The organism is Haladaptatus halobius, from assembly GCF_020618475.1.
Taxonomy (GTDB): domain Archaea; phylum Halobacteriota; class Halobacteria; order Halobacteriales; family Haladaptataceae; genus Haladaptatus; species Haladaptatus halobius.
The window spans coordinates 511,416-529,724 of the sequence record NZ_CP085338.1; the positions used below are offsets into that span (position 1 = coordinate 511,416).

Below are 18,309 nucleotides of genomic sequence, written 5' to 3' on the forward strand. Positions count from 1 at the left end.
GAAGCGCCGAGGGAGTAGGGTGGGGTAGTTTACTGACCAGCCTGCAGGTACTGATCGTAGTCAACGCCGGTGTCGCTCGTCTTTGTTTTGAGTGCCTCCTTGGTGGCGGGGTTGAAGATGTAAAGATCCTCTTCGTCAAAGCCAAACATGACGGTCATTCCCTCAACAGGATGAATCTCACTTTCGATCCGTGCTGTCAAGTCGACCTCTCCCATATTGGCGTAGAGGAAGTTCTCATTGCCCATCTCTTCGACGACAGTGACTTCCCCAGGAATGCTCCCGTCCGAGGTGAGGTACAGATCCTCCGGTCGAATGCCGACACGGACCTGATCCATTCCTTCAACCAGCGAGAGATCCTCCAGTACATACTCAAATCCGCCGGGGCCGGAGAGCGTATCCCCTTTCACGTCGACTGAAAAGAGGTTGATGCTTGGGCTTCCAATGAAGCTGGCGACGAACTCGTTAGTGGGTGATCGGTATACGTCGCTCGCTGTTCCAACTTGTTGGAGTTCACCTCCGTTGAGGACAGCGATACGGTCACCCATCGCCATCGCCTCAGTTTGGTCGTGAGTGACGTAGGCCGTCGTCACACCCAGTTCCTGCTGGAGTTCCTGTAGTTCGGTTCGCATCGTCGACCGAAGTTTCGCGTCGAGATTCGATAACGGCTCGTCCATCAGGAAAAGTTCAGGGTCGCGGATTATCGCACGCCCGAGTGCAACTCGTTGTTGCTGACCGCCAGAGAGCTCCTTGGGCTTTTGCTCAAGCAGCGGCTCAATCCCCAGTAACTCGGCGACCTGTTCGACCTGGTCGTCGATATCAGCGGTCGACTGTTTGGTCGAGAGCCGGAGCGGGAAGCCGATGTTCTTCCGGACGGTCATATGCGGGTAAAGTGCGTAGTTCTGGAACACCATGGCGACATCCCGTTCGCGTGCGCGCTGGTGGGTTACCTCCTCGCCATCGAACTCGATGGAGCCTTCCGTCACGTCCTCGAGTCCTGCAATACATCGCAATGTCGTGGTCTTCCCGCAACCAGACGGACCGACAAAGACGAGGAACTCCCCATCCTCGATTGTCAGGTTAAAGTCATTGACCGCAACGATCTGTTCACCGTCACTACCGAATTCCTTGCGTAGGTTCGTGATGTTGATAGTTGCCATTTTAATCACCTTATTGTTTAACAGATCCGGAAAGAATACCCTTGATGAAGTATTGTTGCATCGTGAGGAAGACGACGAAGATCGGGGTCACGGCAAGTGACGTCGCAACCATGATCTGGTCGAAGTACACCCGCTGTTGCCCGACGAGTTTTGCCAATGCAAGCGGAATCGTATACATCTGGGGATCTTGCAGGATGACTAGCGGATAGAGGAAGGCTTGCCATTGGTTGAGGAACAAGATGATCGACAGTGCCGCCAGCGACGGAAGCATCGTGGGTAGCGCGATCTTGTAATACAACTGGAACTCAGTCGCGCCGTCCATGCGCGCTGATTCCAGCAGCGAGTTGGGGATTGCCTTCATGTTTTGGCGCATCAGGAAAATCCCCAGTGGATTTGCCGCCCAGGGTAGGATCACCGCTAGGTACGAATTCGTCCAGCCGATCTGGACCATCAGCAGGAACAACGGAATGATCAACAACTGAATTGGCAGGACCAGCGTTGCAAGGATGAAGTAGAATAGCGGCTCCTTGAACTTGAACTCATACTTCGCAAACGCGAAGCCGGCCATCGAACAGAGGATCAGCGATAGAATTGTGTATGAGACCGAGATGATGATGCTGTTCCTCATACTCCTGACAAAGTTTACGCTCTCCTGGAGTGCTTTAAAGTTCTGGAACCATTGGGTTCCCGGGATCAGGCGTGGGGGCCACGAGAAGAACTCGGACTGAGGGATCGTCGCCGCGACGATCATCCAGTACAACGGGATCATCACCAAGACCGTAATTGTCAACAGGAAAATGTAGCCTCCAAACTTCCAGAGCGCTTCTTTGCGTTCTTCAGAGCGCATTACTTCTCACCTCCGTACTTGATTTGAACGATGGACATCGCGCTCACGATAAGAACGAGGATGACCGACACCGCACTGGCGTATCCCAGGTTCAGTTGAAGGAACGCCTGATTGTAGATGAATTGTACGATCGTGATCGTCGCGTTCGACGGCCCACCACCGGTGATGACGTATGGCTCGGAGAAGATTTGGAAAGTTCCGATGGTCGAGGAGACGATGACAAATAATAACACTGGTCGGATTTGAGGTAGCGTTACAAAGCGAAACTTTTGCCAGCGCGTCGCCCCATCGATCTCGGCAGCCTCATACAATTGCTGGGGAACGGTCTGGAGGCCAGCTAACAGAATAATCATGTTGTACCCAAGCCAGCGCCAGGTAACGGCGATAACGAGCGTCATCCGGGCTCCCCAGGAACTACCCAGCCACTTAACGGGCGATAGACCAATCTGTGTGAGGACGTAGTTAACCAGACCGACCTGATCATTGAACAACAACAGGAAGATCGTCGAGTACGCGACCAGACCGGTTGCGACGGGCAAGGCAATCAGTGTCCGGAAGATGCCTTTTGCCCGGATGAACTTTGAGTCCAGCACGAGCGCAGTCGCCAGTCCCAGAATCACCATCAGCGGGACCTGGACAAAGAAGATGAACGACGTGTTAAACAAGGACGTGTGGAATAGCGAATCCCTGAAGAGAAGCCGTTGGTAGTGAGAGAGGCCGACATATTCCAGGTTCGCGATCTCCGGAATCGAGACTTGCACCGGTCCCATCGTGGCCGTTAACAAGATGTCGTTTGAGACGCCAGAGTAACTGAAAAACGAGAGATAGAGTGTGTAGACTGTCGGGAATAGCAGGAAGATCCCAAAGAGGATGAAAAACGGGGAAATATAGGCGTATGGCAGCCCTGGAATCGTCGGAAAGGTGTTGGAGATGTCTTGGCGGATGTACCGGAATTGATCCGAAAGCTGTCGGTATGCCCCCGACGAGCGGACCCGTGATTGGATTGCGGTGAGGACCATCGGGTCAAAGTCCTCCTTGATTTGATTCCTGGGTATGGGGGCAACCGTGGCTCCCTAATGTTGCGGCCGTTGGTGTCGTTCCGAACTCTAAGTTTATCTGTAAACCATTCGCTTCTGTGGAGAGTAGTCGACTGAAGTCATTTCGGTCGCGATGGAAATGTGATGCCAGTAGAGTCACCTTGTTTCCCAACCTCGATGTTTCAGTTTGCATGGATTCTGGTATTAATATGTACTTGAGTATTAATCAAGCCAGTTTTCGGTTAGTTCGGTCTGCAACGGTCTGTGCAGCGGCCTCAACTGCTTTTTTAGGCGACTTTTTGCCGTCGAGCATGTTCCCGAGTTCAGTCTCGATAGCGTCCTGGACCACCGGTGTGTCCGTCGTGTACCGATACGGCTCGATTTTCTGGGCCACTTCGGCGAATAGACTGAAGACTGGCTGACCGCCGTAGAAGTCGAGTTTCTTCGTATAGATGTCGGCGTCATAAGCTGTTGTCAGCGACGGGAATAGTCCGAATTCCTTGAGCATTTGATTTTGAACCTTGGGAGTAGTCATCGCGTACAGACAGAAGTCAATAGCACGGTTGACAGTTCCTTGATCTTTGATCTGAGACGGGATTGCCATGTTCGAACCACCGCGGTTCGACGCACGGTTACCTCCCTTTTCGAATGCCGGGAGCTTATAGACGCCCCAGTTACCGGACGTGTCCGGCAATTCTGCCCGAAGCGTGCCGTCCATCCACGCTGCACTGGGGAGGGAAGCAAGTGACCCCTCGGAGAAGGATGTGAACCAACCACCGGACCACAATTCAATGCGCGTCGTGATGCCTGCATCTTTCATGTCCTTAATAAGTTGTGCGACAGCGACGCTATCCTCGCTGCCGACAGCAATGGCACCGTCTTCGGTGAATGCCTGGCCACCACGCTGGCGGAGGAGCATTCGCCAGAGTTGGGCCATCTCCTGCGGTGGTAAGTTGACCATCGAGACACCTTTCGGAAGCTGCTTGCCAGCCTTGATGAAGTCATCCCAGGTTTTGATGTCGTCGACGTTGATGCCAGCGTTCTCATAGATATCGCGTTTATAGAAGATGCCAGTCGGGCCAATGTCCCACGGAATCGCGTAGTAGCTATCCTTATGACTGACTGTTTCCCATTTGCCTTTGACGATGTCTTTCTCAATGTCAGCTTCCTTAATCCGAGATGTGAGATCCTTTAGGCCGCCAATACTGGCGTAGTTGGTCACATCGTAGTTCTGGACAGCAGAGAAGGCCGGTGCGCCACTGCCGCTCGTGATGGCGGTCTGAAACCGCTGCTCCCAGGCATCGCCACCGAGTTCTTCAACCGACACATCCGCATTATTTTCCTTATTGTAACTCTTGGCTGCACCCTGTAGTGATCTGGCCGCGATATTCCAGGCCCAACCAGTTGCGGATTTGGCCATTTTGGATGATGCTCCTGCACCATCGCCACCGCTGCTACCATTATTATTGTCACCGCCTATGCTAATACACCCAGCGAGGCCTGTAATACCTAGAACACCGAGCGAGTTCAATAGCTGCCTACGTCGAGCATTAGGGTCTGAAGACTCTGTCATTGGAGTACAATACCCCAATTGAGAAGAGGAGTATATTAAAGTATTGGTAATAATAATGATTGTTTGGTGTTTGGGTGTGGCTGTCGTCGTAAATATAGTTAAGTCCGATCTAGTACTGCGGCGATTGCATCGTCGGGATTACTCGTTGGCGAGAACTCGCACCCGATGTAGCCGTCGTAGCCGGCATCGTCGATTGCTTCGATAATGTTCGAATAGTTCAGTTCACCTGTTCCGGGTTCGTGGCGGCCTGGAACGTCGGCGATGTGAACGTGTCCAATGCGATCGATGTTTTCTGTGAGCGTCTGGATGATATTCCCCTCTGTGATCTGCTGGTGATACACATCGTACAGCAGCGTGATGTTCGGCGAATCGACCGCATCAACGATCGCAAATCCTTCGTCACTGGACGTTAGAAAATAACCTGGGTGATTGACTTTAGTGTTCAAGGGCTCCAATGCAATTGTCACACCGGCAGCCTCAGCGTCGGCCGCAACCCGTGAGAGTACGTCGACGATGTTCTCATGTTGTGTCTCGCCAGTTAACCCCTCCTGATCAGGGCCGGTGGTCGCAATTAGTGTCGGAATCCCCAATTCTGCGGCGATTTGAATCGATTCACTGATCTTCTCGACGGCGTTGTCGGCCATCTTAGGATCAGTTAACACGCCGCCAGCGACACAGCTGACGATCTCGATGCCCGACTCAGTGGCGGCCGTTGTAATGGCGTCTAAATCTTTTTCGCGCCAATCCCAGAACTCGACAGCGTTGATGCCGGCCGCAGCAGTGCGGTGGATCCGCTCATGGAATGGATCGTCGTCGTACACCATCTCGATACAGACTGAGAGATTGACCATTAGTTCTCACCCACTGGTGCCGGCGTGAGATCGCCTGAGTTGAGCATTGACTGCAGCGGGTTGTCCTCAATCGTGAGTGGGAGGTCAACCCGGCCATGTCGCCGGGACGACTCCCACGTCGCGAAGATAAGTTCCGTCGCGTTGAGCGCGTTTTCTGCTCGTAGTTCAGGAGGTTCATTCTCCCGCAAACATCGCACGTTATCGGCAATTGCACGGTCAATAAATTCCCAACCGTGGAGGCCATCCTCAGTATTGACAGCCTCCCAGCCTTTGCCGTCCCGACGGATACGTAGTGCCGGCGGTTCCTTCTCCTCATCCTCGCTCTCAGGACCGACCACGATGACACCGTCCGTCCCAATCAGGCGGTTGTGAGAGTGGAAGGCGCTGACCGGTCCGCCCGTGCCAGTACTATCCGAGGCTGCAATGCCGTGGACGCCGTTTGTGTACTCCCAATGGACGATAGCCTGGTTCTCGTTGTGTGAGCCAAAGACGACGTTCTCCTCGGTGTAGTCGATCTGGCCAAGCACCCACTTGCCCGGCGTCTCGTCGTTGAAGTAGTTACAAAGGTCGAACGAGTGGCTGCCATAGTCAAAGAGACCGACTGGCGAGGAGAATTCAATGCGTTGAAGATCTCCGATCTCACCAGCGTCGAGTAATTCCTTCGCGGTCCGGACAGCGTCGCTAAACCGCCGCTGGTGGTTGAATGTGAGCTGAACACCGTGACGATTTGCTTCCTGTGTCATTAACTTCGCGCCGCCGTATGTATCTGCCATCGGTTTCTCGCAGTGGATTGCCTTGACGACGCCGCTGTGGATGCAGTCCACCGCGATCTCGGTGTGGACCGCAGGCGGCACACAGATTGAGACTATATCCGGTTCGAGTGCTTCTAACAGAGCATCATGCTTCTCGAAGACAGCATCATCGTCGAGTCCAAACTCGTCGGCGAATGCCTCGGCGTTCTTCCGGACAATGTCCGCACAGCCGACAAGCGTACAGTCATTAAGTTTTTCATAGCCCGCCGCGTGGTGATAGGCCATCGCGTAGCCGTCGCGGCTTGGGTTTTCAGGCTCTGCTCCTGTACCGATAATTGCGACCGTATAGGTCATACCCCGGTCGGTTTCCCTGTCATCAAATAAGAGTTCGTGAAGCGGCAACGATGGTTGTTCACGAGTCGTCGCAAGGACGCTCATTTCAGCCTATAGATTTATCTTTTCCATGCTGTAGATCGGTACCCCCCATAAGAATAATCACAACCGGGCAGCTCTCTACGTATAATCTGAAAGATTGTGTTCGCGAATGTTGATACTCAAACACTTACGATAATCCGTATTATCATTTTGTTCGCCTGTATACTAATGGTGTACTAAAAAACACTGATTACAAACTTAGTGCTGTAAAGCCTCTCTGCGTTTTGTATACTATTGGTATATTTTGGCGAGAAACCGAGTGGACTGTTATCTCATCCGTTAGCGTTCTGGTTGTGATTACAGGATAGCGACCAACGGTTGTGGACGGCGAGATCAGCGGTAGTGACGTCGTACGACCGAAGAACATTGTTGAACAAGGCTGGCTCGGGGCGGATTCGGTGTTCGGTAAGCAGTTTGATCGGTATACCACCGGCATCAACCAGGGTAACGTCAGTGAATAGTGTCGTTCTGTTTACTACGCCAAGATTCGATAGACTGAATACTTTAGTAACAGTTCTCGTCTGATCTGGGCAGGACATTTAGTAGCCGAGCCCCGGCGATAATGAAACTATCGTCGTAGCCGACCACGCTCATCTAGCGGACATCAATATTGTTCCTGTCGTCCGACCGAAACAGATAATTGATAACCTATTTGTCGATGATACTAGGGCATCAGCCAATTGTACTTAGTCTTCTGATCTGGATAGGTCTCTTCGGGAGCGCGACTGAAATACTTGAGCGACATGTCGACACCAGCAGGTCGAACTGCGCGTCAATATCGTCAAACGTTCATATTGCTTCCCAACTTACGCTACTGGTGCTCCCTGTGACCACAATATCTCTGGTCAACCTTCTTATTTGATACCCAACAACTTCTGTTGACCCCAGTGTGCTGTTTCCGCCCGATTCTCTCTCATCGACTCGCCTAGTGGTCACCTCGACATACGCCACCCCCACCGACTACAGATTAGTCGAATTAATTATAATTTCTAGTTATTATTAATATAATTGGTATAATAATAATTTTACAGGTACTCATTCCTTACTGTCTAACTATCACTCATAATTTATATTATCGATCGATATAGATCTCATCAGCCAGGGCTGTCTAATAGCGTGAGGTGAATCCTGGGATTGCATCAAATAGCATCCGCCCCCGGTACTAGAAATCTCAAATATACTTATGAAATTAACCACTAGAATCGACTTATTGTCCGTTCTATCGGCTCGCCGTGGCGCAGAATTGTTCTTCACGATTTCTGCTATCCGTTCTAGTGATTATCGACCGGAAATCTGACGGCTTCAAACTGACTGATAAAGTACTTAATCGTAAGAATGAGATTTTTTCTATATACTAAATTTATAGTCAGGTTGGAAGCAAAAGTGACCACCCGTCATAGCATTTCGACACGAATTCTGTTTGCCGTTTCCGTAAGCAATCCACTGATGTTGTGTTCCACGTCGATCCCGGTTGCTCGCTCAGACGGTATGATGATCTCGATCGCCGCTACTGGTTGATCCGAGGGATCAAGGACTGGCGTCGAGATAGAAACCCACTTAGGCGCGAATGATAGTGTTTCCTCCAGCAGTTGACGTTCCCTTAGTTCTTCAAGTTGTACTGAGAGTTCCTGGTTCTGTCTCTCAGTCAGGTCTGGCTGTCGCTCCGTCGGAAGGTGTGCCAAGATCACTTTTCCAGGTGGACTCTCGACGAGCAGTTCACTGTCACCGCGACTCCTTGGGTAGCCGTCTTGATCCGTCGCAAGCGCGGTGTAAACGCAGTGACAACTATAGTCGTTGTGGGTCCACAGGTTCGTTGGCGCGTTGAGCGACTGCGCCAGTTTGTCGATCTTGTCCGTCTGTTCGAGCATGAAATAAGAGTCCATCGTCTCCAGCCCGTACTCGGTGAACTTCGGGCCCAACACGTAGATTCCATCACGATTCACGAGGGCACTAACCTCTATGAGCGTTCGCAGGTGCTTGTAGACCCCTCCTCGGGAGAGATTAGTCGCTTCCATCAGCTCTGCCGCGGAGGCACCTTGGGATTCGTGGATCACGTCTAAAATTTCAAAAGCCGTTTTCGTCGCTGTGATCTGATTCTGTGGCATACTGGTAATATATGTCTTACTCTGATAAGTATACTGTTAGTGTACGGAAGGGCTGCCGGCTGCCTGGCGTGCAGCAACGCCCGGGTTTCGAGTCACCACTCGACGAAACTTCCGTCGTTGTGCCGACGAATCGGCGTTCGCCAATCGCTTCCCTTCCCAGCATGTTCTCGGATTCCCGCCTCGTTCACGTCGATTCCCAGTCCAGGCTTGTCTGAGAGAGAAATGCGGCCATTCTCGCTTTGGAGGTCGTCTACGTTGTCAATGTATGCGTTGATGTATCGTTCCCCCAGCGCAGGTTGCTGAACCGCGTTCGGAACGTGGTAACTAAGCTGTGTACTGGCGGCGTAGGCGATGGGACCTACGGAGCAACTCATCATTAGCTTGGCTCCATATGTCTCAGCTAGGGAGGCGATATTCTTAATCTCGGTAATCCCACCGGCATGGGATATATCTGGTTGTACGATATCGAGCCGACGTTGTTCTAGATGTGGCTGGAACTCCCATCGCGAGTATAGCCGTTCACCGAACGCGATTGGAATGTTGTAGTACGACGAACGTTCTATCATCTGGAGGTGTTCGGGACGAACCGGTTCTTCGACGAACATTGGATCGTATTCTTTGAGGCGCGACAACAAGCGTGGGGTCATGCTCACGGAGATGTGTCCGTGAAGGTCAATCCCGATATTGATTTCTCGACCGACCGCGTCACGGACTGCTTCAAGATACTTACAGATTGCGTCTATATCGGCAGCAGACTCAATTGGTGACGTTTGGTAGGTAGTTAGGAGTTTGAGCGTCGTGTACCCTTCAGCAACCGCATCCGCCGCCAGATCCGCGGCTTTGTCGACGTCATCAGTAACGATTTTCTCGTAGAGCGAAACGTATTCTCGGGTGCGTCCGCCTAGCAGGTCATAAACCGGTTTCTCGCAGTACTTTCCCTTAATATCCCAAAGGGCCTGATCGATGCCCGCGATTGCACTCATCAGAACTGGTCCGCCACGGTAGAACCCTCCGCGATACATTCGTTGCCAGTGATTTTCGATATGATTCGACTCTTCGCCTAATAGGTACCCGTCCATTAACTCCACGACTGCCGTTTTGACGGTATCAGTACGGCCTTCGAGAATCGGTTCTCCCCAGCCAGTGATTCCATCGCTGGTCTCGATTTTCAAGAAGAGCCATCGCGGGGGGACTTTGAACAGTTCATAGTCGACGATCTGAGTCATGACTGATCTAGAGTGTTCGTCCATGTTAACGCTTAGCACCTGGTTGTAGGCCGAGACTGATATTGATTAACGTAGCCGACAAAAGGGAGCACTTCACTTGGTCGGTAACGGACTTTAATTCTCACAAGGAAGGAGATACTGTTTCAGAATAAACTGCATATGTCGCTGATCAGTTTGATCTCGACCTTGCGGAGGTGTATGAAGTACTTTCACACTACTACTCGTATATTGACGAAACACGTGACCTGAGACGGGAAAACGATGCTGCATTTGAGTGCGTCCACCTCCAATCGCTCAACCTAAAGGAACCAGTTCAGTGGCTGCCGCAGCGAAGATCCTATCGGATGAGCATGTAAGCCGTATCTTGAGTACTCGCTCAAAGAATAGGGCTATCAGGTGTGCCAAGCAAAGGATAGATTCGGTGAACGCACTTTTGATGCCGAGTTATTGCAGTGGTGTGGCGAGAATGAATCTCTCCTCATGACAAATACCGCGAAATACTTTGAGCCACTGCATCATCAAGAAGATCATGGTGGCCTTCTCCTCTTCTTCGATCAAAGTCACCCAGATACCAATCCAGAAGGATTAGCCTGAACAGTCGATGGGGTGATTACGAATAACCACTACTCTCACGTCCCATCGCTGGTGTTGAAGATGTCGCACTGACGCCGTTTCAACGCTCCCTCACGATCATGACTACTACGTATCTAAGAGTAACCAGTGGTGAAGGTCAAGCTAACCCCAATTACATCAAAAAAAATCACGAAATGTCGAATACTACGATTTCGGTCGATCCACAGGAAAAACACCGCTGTTCGGTCGTTTCGAGTGTCGTTCCACAATGCCTGCATTCATAAATAACACTCTCATTTGCCGAGAACCACCGCCGCACGATGGCAGGAAGCGCCATACTATCTGATCTCTCTGACCAAACGCAATAAAAAATTTGGCCTCTTTTCAATTTAGTATAGGATTGATGCATTCATCGGGCAGCACCGAGAACCATGTCCAGCAATTGTTCGGTCGATGAGACGTGCAGAATAGCCAATAATCAGTTCTTACAGTCAAAAATTGGTGCGACAGAGTCAGAAGAAGTACCTTCTGAGAGCCACTGGAATTCGTGATTGAGAATTCCATCAGGAATTTTTTCGGCCCCCAAGGGGCGCAGGGCGCTCGACAGAAATTGCGAAGATATCGAGGTATCGCGGGGTCCATGCGAACCGGCTGACGAGGAGTAACGCTCGTTCAAGGTGCGTGACCACCTTCGGTAGAAGACATAGATATGATTAGTAATTACAATATGAATAGAAATGTCATTGCGTTTCTCTTAAAGTGGTTCTTTCCAATCCCCGAAAACCCATGAAACAGACTCAGATACACGCCCTTCTAAGAGAAGCGCTATTCCTATGACGAAGATGGCAACGGGGGTTAACGTGAATGTGACAAGTTTGACGGCGATCTGATCAGGGGACATAAACAGGGTGTTCATTTTTGTAACCTGGATGCTTTTTACATCCAATTGGAATAACCAAGAGCAGTTCTTGATAAATACTTTCTGTTTTGACTTCATTAATTTTCCCTCACTGTATCTCCCTTCTATCAGAAATTATATAATATGATACGTAGCCGATTCGGTATTCTCCTGTACTCCCACTCCACCTTCATCTCTTATTTCCGCTATGGTGTGCGTATTGAGGTGGAATTAGAACCTCCGGAAACGTTGATCCACAAATGAAGCTCTCGATAGGCAGATTTTTGTGATGGATTTGGAGGTACGCGATCTTTATACAGCAAGTATTGGAGTCGCAGACGGTCGCCCGTCATAGTGGGAGAGATAGTATGCTGTTTCCGCCACGTTGAATTCTTATCAAGAGTCGTATGAAATCGCTTTAGCTCCTGGGTGTTCTGAATTCGCGTTGTATTATTGGCAACTTCAATTCGCTGTAACAGAACAACGACGGTGTATGACTCACGCTGGTGTTCATGGTTACTAATACCAACATAGAGCGGTTTGCTTTCTCCTTGCGTGAAATTGGTTGGATAATCGTCGGCTACAAACTGACCACTGTCATTCTTTGTCAACAAGTAAAATTCGGAGAATGATTCCCCTTGATTTGGGACACTGACTACATACCCAACACTTCCGACTGCAAGGAGTAACGCAATCACGAGCACTACATTGAGTGCTGCATCAGTCTGCGTTTCTGGTTCTAGAAGTTCCGCTTTGGTCGCCGCCACCCAGTGTTTGTATGGTACACGAAAGCGCTCATCCTCGGGAAGGTTCCACCGACGAATTGCAGCAAGTGCCGTCATACAGAGGGTGAATCCACTTAGACTCAACAACACAGGTACCAATCGAATCCCCCATGGAGTGAAATTGAGGATGAGACCAATCAGAGGTACAATTGCAATGCTCGTCCCAAAGGAGAGTGCGACACGCTCAAGGTCATCGATTCCCGATCCAGGGCGAGGGATACTACCTCTAGTCGATGGATCTGCCTCATCTGCAGAGTTCCCTGTTGATGCTCCTTCCGGGAACAACGCTGCGATAAACGCATAGCCAGGTGGAAAGAGAACGAATACTAATCCAACAAGTGCTCGAAGAGGTGTCGAGTTAAGACCAGGGATCAAGACCACTGCTATTGTAAGAATAACAAGTACGCCGATTGCGGTCAGATCGGCTGGGAGCTGGCGAATTGGGCGGGGAAGGAGAAGCCAGGGATTAACATCACGAGCCATTCGCTTCTTTCTGGGAGGTTCTCGGATAAAAACTTCCCGGAGTAGAAAACAACTGACTGGAAGACTCTAATAACAACTCTACTAGTTGTGCTGGTATCTGGGTGAGAGGACACAACCGTTGATCTGTTTCGTTATCTACGCAGTTAGTGCAGGCCGAATAGTTTGTAGGGTAACACTGACTCCCTCTACGAAGAGGAGTAGTAGGCGTGGAACTCATAGATACCACAGCACGGATACTCGCGACTTGAGACGCGGGAGGAAGCGCGTCACTCGGCTAGTCACTCGTTAGGCAATGGCCCGCCGGAATCCAACCCCTTCGCTCCGCGAAGCACAAGACCTTTCCATGTCATACCGTGCTTCTCTTTAAGTTCGCTCAATTGTTCGTACTGTTCTTCGTCTTCGAATTCTATTTTTACGTACCTCACACATATCCGTAACTCTTTCGTTGCATTTATGCTTTACCATATCGTATCTGTTGTTGTGACCGCTACCGCCACGAAAACACTTCAGGCCACGCTCGCGCCACCCACAGCGCACAAAGAGCACCGGCTTCAGCGTACCGTAGCGACGTACCGGCGTGCGCTCAAAGATTCCTTCGAAAGTGGCGCGGATACGCAAACGGCGGTCAACGATGTCGTCATCGGCTACGACCTAACGTCCTACGCCAAAGACGCGCTCAAGAACTACGTCCCGCAACTCCGCCGGACGTACAACGCTTCGGAACTCGACGACGACCACCCCGTTCGGTTCACGAACCGTGGATGGAAACTCGACCACTCCGAGGAACGAACGCACGAGTTCTGTTGGCGCGTTCCGCAGGCCGGACGTGGCAATGCCTTCTGGATTCCACTCTGCATCAACCCCGCCCAACGCGAGTTGTGGGCGGAATTGTTCACCGACGATGTGACGGTCGGCGAGTTCCGGTTGCAAGAACACCGGAAGAACTGGGTGTTGCACGTCACCGTCGAGTACGCAGTCGCGGAGCCAGACGAACCGGACGACCCAACGCCGATTGGATTCGACATCGGTGAATCCAAGCTCTTGGCAGGCTGTGCCTGTCAGGACGATACTCCGACCCAACCGATGCTGTACGACGGCGGGCGAGCACGACACCTTCGCAAAGAGATGTTCACCACGCTTCGCCGTCTCCAAGAACGCGACGCCGATTGGCGGATTGACGAGCGATTCGACCACTACCAGAACGCGCTGACGGATATTGTCGAGAAAGCGTCTCGGCAGGCCGTCGAGTACGCCCGACAGTTCGAGAATCCGGTTATCGTCCTCGAAGACCTCTCGTATATCCGTGAGCATCTGGATTACGGAACGTGGATGAACCGCCGGTTGCACGCATGGGCGTTCGCCCGACTTGCCGGGCGTATCGAAGATAAAGCACGTGATACTGGGATTCCGGTACGGTTCGTGAATCCGGCGTACACGTCACAAACATGCCACGCGTGCGGACACCTTGGAAGCCGAAACGTCCAAGCGGTGTTTCGGTGTACGAACGACGAGTGTTGGGTGACGGAGTATCAAGGCGATATCAACGCGGCGGCCAATATCGCTGGTCGCCTCGACCCGTGGGGTGAGAGTCTGTCGCTGAAACCGACGGACGATGACACGCTACAGGATGGGAGCACCTTTGGCAGTGCCACAGCCCACCGCGCGCCGAGTGCGAAACCCGCACAGACGACGCTCGCGGAGTGGGGCTGAAACCTCTCCGGTAGCAGTGCCGGATTCCCTCTGTGTGGGGATTCTCCTGCCTTTAGGCAGGTAGAGGATGTCAATTACCACGGGGAGATGTCACGTCCTGTCGATGAGGCAGCGGGCGAGTGCTCCATAGAGGCCAATTTCATCACCTTGTTCAGTGATTTGGATAGCTGGTTTGTCGACGTAGAGATAGTCGTCTATGTATGTTTGAATGCCTTCCAAAATGGTTTGCTGATTATTGAGTGCGACACCTCCACCAAGGGTAATAAGACCGGGGTTAAATGCATTGCAAAGCGTACCAATTCCAGCTGCGTTATAGCGGGCAATCCGATCAAGATATTCTTGTGCGACGGTATCGCCAGCCTCAGCAGATTTGAACAGATCTCGTGCCTCAATGTTGGTGAAATCATGGAGTATCGTTTCTCGGTTCTCCGTTTCTAGTTGATGGGCAACATAGTTCGGTATTCCACGACCGGAACAGATGGCCTCCCACGCCCCAGGGACTCCAAAACTATCGAGATCGCACGTTGGTGCCACTGGAAAAAGCCCAACTTCTGCGGCCTGTCCGGATTCTCCACGCACGAGTCGCCCCTGTTCGACGACACCAGCGCCGATACCTGTTCCAAAGGTAACGTGAGCAATACACTCATATGGATCGCCAGCGCCGAAATGCCACTCTCCGAGAGCAGATGCGGTGCAATCGTTTTCTAAATAGAGGGGTAGGTCAAACTCAGAACGAATTGTGCTCCTGAGATCGATATCGTGAACTGCCGTCCCTGATTTCGTGTCCAGTTCTTCAATAATCCCGGTATGATGATCAACGAGGCCTGTACAAGAGATGGAGACTGCAGAAATGGTCGTTGAAATAGTTCGATTTATTCTACGAATCGCATCGACAATCTGTTTCTCTAGGGCTATTGCTTGCGTCGGTTCAATTTTGATACTCGTCAGAAACTGCCCTTCAGACGTTCCCACGGTATACCGAAAGTGAGTACTTCCAATACCAAAAACAGCAATGTAATCCATGACTGTACTGCTGAAGACCTCCACCTAAATGTTTTCTTTATCGAGCTGAATAGGAAAACAGGGCTGCATTTTGGACTTCTGGAGACGGAGAAACCACTCAGGATCTGCGTACGCTCACTGTTCGTCGTGTGGGTTAGAGGCGGACAGGAACACGACTACAGCGTGGGACATTCTGTCTTGCATTCTCAAAAATATAGGAGTAGGATACCCCAAAGAATCGCTTGTGGAAATTGCGCTCCCTACGGACACGATCGTGTCTACACAGCACGTCGTCAAAACAGGATGCCCTATTTCAAGGAGCAAATAGCGTCAGCCATGAGAAGTAGGGTCGTTCACTAGTCAGTCCATAACAAAGAGGGATTCAGTCGATAGTCTGTCTCGAGGAATCCCGATGACCAGCACAAAAATCGCTGCCAAAGTTACTGGACTTACTCGCCACACGATTCTCACTAGGGGAGGTACATAATGCCTGACGAGGGAACGTTTGAGATGCTATTTAGTAAAACGGGCTGGGTTGAGATACGGAATCCAGAGGACAGCGATCATCAGTGGTTGATGGCAGACACAACCGTTGAGGTTCGTCAGTGAAAATCCACGAATACAACCCTCAACGTGGAGTGGAGCCAACAGTTCGTGAAGCCGTACATCATCTTTGAAGACCTCAAAGAAATGTGCGATAGGCTAGGTCAGTTACTTGTATCCGAAGCAGTTTCAACCATTTCAGAAGCGTATTGATTTGCGAGATTGACGGCTGTTTCTGCATCTTCTCGCGTTGGAGTAGCTGTCGTGAAAGTTGCTTGTTCGTAGAGCGTTGTAAGCTGCTTCAGTCGCTCTATCTCCCGGTCAGTGAAATCACGATCTTGGCAAAGTCGATAAAACTCCCAGTGAGTGCGTCCCGCTTCCGAAATTGTCTCATCTACAGTCAAATAATATTGGCGACCGGTCGCATAGGATGTCTCGATAGCAGTCTGCAGGTCGTTTTCTGCTAATGCAGTTGCTGCTTGGTCAGCCCATTCCCGAATCGTTACTTCTTTCGTCTCTTTTGCCTCTTCTATGTCGGTGTCTGGGGCTAATTGATTCTCTTGTATTGCTGGCTCTGCCGGCTCTTCTGAATCGGTAAACCAACCAGAACGCTGGATTGCAAAGCCACCTATTGTGAGTAATACACCGACACCAGCAACTCCAGCCCACAATAGGAACGAATTGCTAGACGTAGCTGGTTGCAGGCGAATGAGCGAACTCGCTTGGGTGGCATCGAGATTTGTCCCGTTCCCTGAATACACCGCAGACAGACGGACATGTGTCTTGTTCGTTGCTGCAAGTGAAGGGGGAAGCTGGACTTGTGAAGTATAAGTACCGTTACTATCAGTAGTTACAGTACCGACTTGTGATCCATTCGCACGAAGTATCACTGTCTGATTTGAAAGTGGCACTCCATTGGCGGTAGTCAAATTTCCACTGACCGAGAGATTATCCTGATTTAGGGATTGACTCGTAATGTTTAGCGAAGTGTTTGTGGGATGAATTGTAATCGGTGCCCTCGTACTGGTGAACGCAAGTGCTCGATTCTGTAGGGGAACACTGACCTGGATTTGACGTTTCCCAGTCGGAACTGCCGTAGAGAGATTTTCGGAAAGTGTGAAGCTACCATCTTCTTGTGTTGTTGTATTTCCAATTACAGTCTTCCCACTCTTTACGATAACTGGTATTCCTTTGTCACCAACACCATCGACATGAACTCGCCCAGAGACGGTGATTGTTTTGTTAAACCGACCGTGTTTGGGACTCTGTGAAAGAGTAATCGTCGGCTGTGCCTGTTGAATATCTGCCTCGACCGTTGTATTTGAGCCGAGATATATTGATGATGCATTTGGTACATGTTCGACCGTTAGCGTTTGTTGACCAAGTGGGAGTACTGCTGGCCGGCCGGTAATCGTGAAATCACCATCTTCATCCGTTGTCGCCGTCGTAGCTCGATTTCCACCAAGCTGTAATCGAATTGTTTCATTAGAGAGCTCAGTTCCGTTTTCATCGACGAGTTCCCCAGTCACCGTAATTGGTTCTTGAAATGAAACCTCACTCGATTCGATTTCGGCTGAAATCTCCGTTTTTACGAATTCAGCGGAACGAACCTCTGCTGTTTGGTGGGTGACATTAGACGTTATCTTCTGTACTGTTTCTTGTTGTGGCGAGAGATCCGCACCCGTCGAATTGGAGATGGTTTGGTAATTATTTGTCAGGTTTCCGCTGGTGCGGTTTATCGATGTTGAGAGATTATTGAGCCTTCGAGCCAAACTACGAGCTTTTTGATCATTCCCGTTTTTCTTTGCTCGTTGGTATTTTTTGTAGGTTCGACGATATTTTCCCACTTTCGAAGAATATTTTGATTGGTTATTTTTGGCTGACTTGAATTTTTTTATGCGTTGGTCATCTTTTGTTCCCTTGGTACGACCAGCCACATCGACGTACTTTCCCAGTAACTTATTGTATCGATCTCCCACTACTGAATTGGCGGCTTGGTACTCGCCTTGGTTTAATTTCACCGTACTACTTTTTAGACGCGATCCGAGTTGACCAGCCAACCATTGTTCAAGATTAGCTAGTTCTTCCTGTGACTGCACTTTTGATGGATCCTTATGGCGAATCTGAGTCGAATTGTTGGATGTTGTCTTCTCCTGGAGATTTCCCTCAAGCCCAAGATTGAGATGGCCGTGATTTGGAGACTGAGCATTTGTTGAAGAGGCAGTAGCAATAACTGGCGCTGAGAATCCACTTACAGTCAGAAGGAGAACCAGGAGGGCTATCTTTGAATTCGCGGAAATTTGAACCATACTTCCAGACTATGTCTGTCCTA

13 protein-coding genes are annotated in these 18,309 nt (G+C 50.6%); 2 read left to right on the forward strand and 11 right to left on the reverse strand.

The features are described 5' to 3' along the window. Positions 1–29: 29 nt before the first annotated feature. The 9 genes from LIW51_RS30010 to LIW51_RS30050 all read right to left on the reverse strand — a co-directional run bounded on the left by LIW51_RS30010 (position 30) and on the right by LIW51_RS30050 (position 12,722). On the reverse strand, positions 30–1,157 hold the full coding sequence (locus LIW51_RS30010) for an ABC transporter ATP-binding protein (protein WP_227379196.1): 1,128 nt from the start codon (positions 1,155–1,157) through the stop codon (positions 30–32). A gap of 10 nt (positions 1,158–1,167) precedes the next feature. Further along, positions 1,168–2,004, reverse strand: a complete 837-nt coding sequence (locus LIW51_RS30015) for a carbohydrate ABC transporter permease (RefSeq protein WP_227379197.1) — start codon at positions 2,002–2,004, stop codon at positions 1,168–1,170. Then, the gene (locus tag LIW51_RS30020) at positions 2,004–2,765 is read right to left on the reverse strand and encodes a carbohydrate ABC transporter permease (RefSeq protein ID WP_438267449.1); all 762 of its coding nucleotides are present in this window, start codon (positions 2,763–2,765) and stop codon (positions 2,004–2,006) included. The genes LIW51_RS30015 and LIW51_RS30020 overlap by 1 nt, the downstream gene beginning before the upstream one ends. 502 nt (positions 2,766–3,267) lie before the next feature. Beyond that, positions 3,268–4,461, reverse strand: a complete 1,194-nt coding sequence (locus LIW51_RS30025; RefSeq protein ID WP_227379198.1) for an extracellular solute-binding protein — start codon at positions 4,459–4,461, stop codon at positions 3,268–3,270. Positions 4,462–4,712: 251 nt separating this feature from the next. Further along, positions 4,713–5,465: a hydroxypyruvate isomerase family protein gene (locus tag LIW51_RS30030; protein WP_227379199.1), complete on the reverse strand. Its 753-nt coding sequence runs from the start codon at positions 5,463–5,465 to the stop codon at positions 4,713–4,715. Next, on the reverse strand, positions 5,465–6,571 hold the full coding sequence (locus LIW51_RS30035; protein WP_227379200.1) for a Gfo/Idh/MocA family protein: 1,107 nt from the start codon (positions 6,569–6,571) through the stop codon (positions 5,465–5,467). Before LIW51_RS30035 ends, LIW51_RS30030 begins: the two co-directional genes overlap by 1 nt. Positions 6,572–8,046: 1,475 nt before the next feature. Continuing rightward, positions 8,047–8,757 carry an IclR family transcriptional regulator gene (locus LIW51_RS30040; protein ID WP_227379201.1) on the reverse strand — a complete coding sequence of 237 codons (711 nt, stop codon included), beginning with the start codon at positions 8,755–8,757 and terminating at the stop codon, positions 8,047–8,049. Between the two features lie 92 nt (positions 8,758–8,849). Then, positions 8,850–9,983, reverse strand: a complete 1,134-nt coding sequence (gene dgoD / locus LIW51_RS30045) for a galactonate dehydratase (protein ID WP_227379203.1) — start codon at positions 9,981–9,983, stop codon at positions 8,850–8,852. 1,677 nt (positions 9,984–11,660) lie between these two features. Further along, a complete protein-coding gene (locus LIW51_RS30050) occupies positions 11,661–12,722 on the reverse strand; it encodes a DUF1616 domain-containing protein (RefSeq protein WP_227379204.1) in 1,062 nt (353 codons plus the stop codon). A gap of 480 nt (positions 12,723–13,202) precedes the next feature. Here LIW51_RS30050 and LIW51_RS30055 point away from each other — a divergent pair, with 480 nt between their 5' ends. Further along, the gene (locus tag LIW51_RS30055; protein ID WP_227379205.1) at positions 13,203–14,432 is read left to right on the forward strand and encodes an RNA-guided endonuclease TnpB family protein; all 1,230 of its coding nucleotides are present in this window, start codon (positions 13,203–13,205) and stop codon (positions 14,430–14,432) included. Between the two features lie 90 nt (positions 14,433–14,522). Here the strand turns inward: LIW51_RS30055 and LIW51_RS30060 are convergent, their stop codons facing one another. After that, positions 14,523–15,455: an ROK family protein gene (locus tag LIW51_RS30060; RefSeq protein ID WP_227379206.1), complete on the reverse strand. Its 933-nt coding sequence runs from the start codon at positions 15,453–15,455 to the stop codon at positions 14,523–14,525. Positions 15,456–15,920: 465 nt separating this feature from the next. Here LIW51_RS30060 and LIW51_RS38815 point away from each other — a divergent pair, with 465 nt between their 5' ends. Next, the gene (locus LIW51_RS38815; protein ID WP_255767605.1) at positions 15,921–16,043 is read left to right on the forward strand and encodes a hypothetical protein; all 123 of its coding nucleotides are present in this window, start codon (positions 15,921–15,923) and stop codon (positions 16,041–16,043) included. Positions 16,044–16,141: 98 nt separating this feature from the next. Here LIW51_RS38815 and LIW51_RS30065 read toward each other — a convergent pair whose 3' ends face one another. Next, entirely contained in the window at positions 16,142–18,286 is a 2,145-nt protein-coding gene (locus LIW51_RS30065; RefSeq protein WP_227379207.1) for an MSCRAMM family protein, read from the reverse strand. Positions 18,287–18,309: the final 23 nt, after the last annotated feature.

What these genes read in the sequence shown, in the direction of transcription:
- LIW51_RS30065 (WP_227379207.1), bottom strand. Translation starts at nt 18,286, where the DNA reads ATGGTTCAAATTTCCGCGAATTCAAAGATAGCCCTCCTGGTTCTCCTT.
- dgoD (WP_227379203.1), bottom strand. Translation starts at nt 9,983, where the DNA reads ATGACTCAGATCGTCGACTATGAACTGTTCAAAGTCCCCCCGCGATGG.
- LIW51_RS30030 (WP_227379199.1), bottom strand. Translation starts at nt 5,465, where the DNA reads ATGGTCAATCTCTCAGTCTGTATCGAGATGGTGTACGACGACGATCCA.
- LIW51_RS30015 (WP_227379197.1), bottom strand. Translation starts at nt 2,004, where the DNA reads ATGCGCTCTGAAGAACGCAAAGAAGCGCTCTGGAAGTTTGGAGGCTAC.
- LIW51_RS30010 (WP_227379196.1), bottom strand. Translation starts at nt 1,157, where the DNA reads ATGGCAACTATCAACATCACGAACCTACGCAAGGAATTCGGTAGTGAC.
- LIW51_RS30035 (WP_227379200.1), bottom strand. Translation starts at nt 6,571, where the DNA reads ATGACCTATACGGTCGCAATTATCGGTACAGGAGCAGAGCCTGAAAAC.
- LIW51_RS30040 (WP_227379201.1), bottom strand. Translation starts at nt 8,757, where the DNA reads ATGCCACAGAATCAGATCACAGCGACGAAAACGGCTTTTGAAATTTTA.
- LIW51_RS30025 (WP_227379198.1), bottom strand. Translation starts at nt 4,461, where the DNA reads ATGGCCAAATCCGCAACTGGTTGGGCCTGGAATATCGCGGCCAGATCA.
- LIW51_RS30060 (WP_227379206.1), bottom strand. Translation starts at nt 15,455, where the DNA reads ATGGATTACATTGCTGTTTTTGGTATTGGAAGTACTCACTTTCGGTAT.
- LIW51_RS30050 (WP_227379204.1), bottom strand. Translation starts at nt 12,722, where the DNA reads ATGGCTCGTGATGTTAATCCCTGGCTTCTCCTTCCCCGCCCAATTCGC.
- LIW51_RS38815 (WP_255767605.1), top strand. Translation starts at nt 15,921, where the DNA reads ATGCCTGACGAGGGAACGTTTGAGATGCTATTTAGTAAAACGGGCTGG.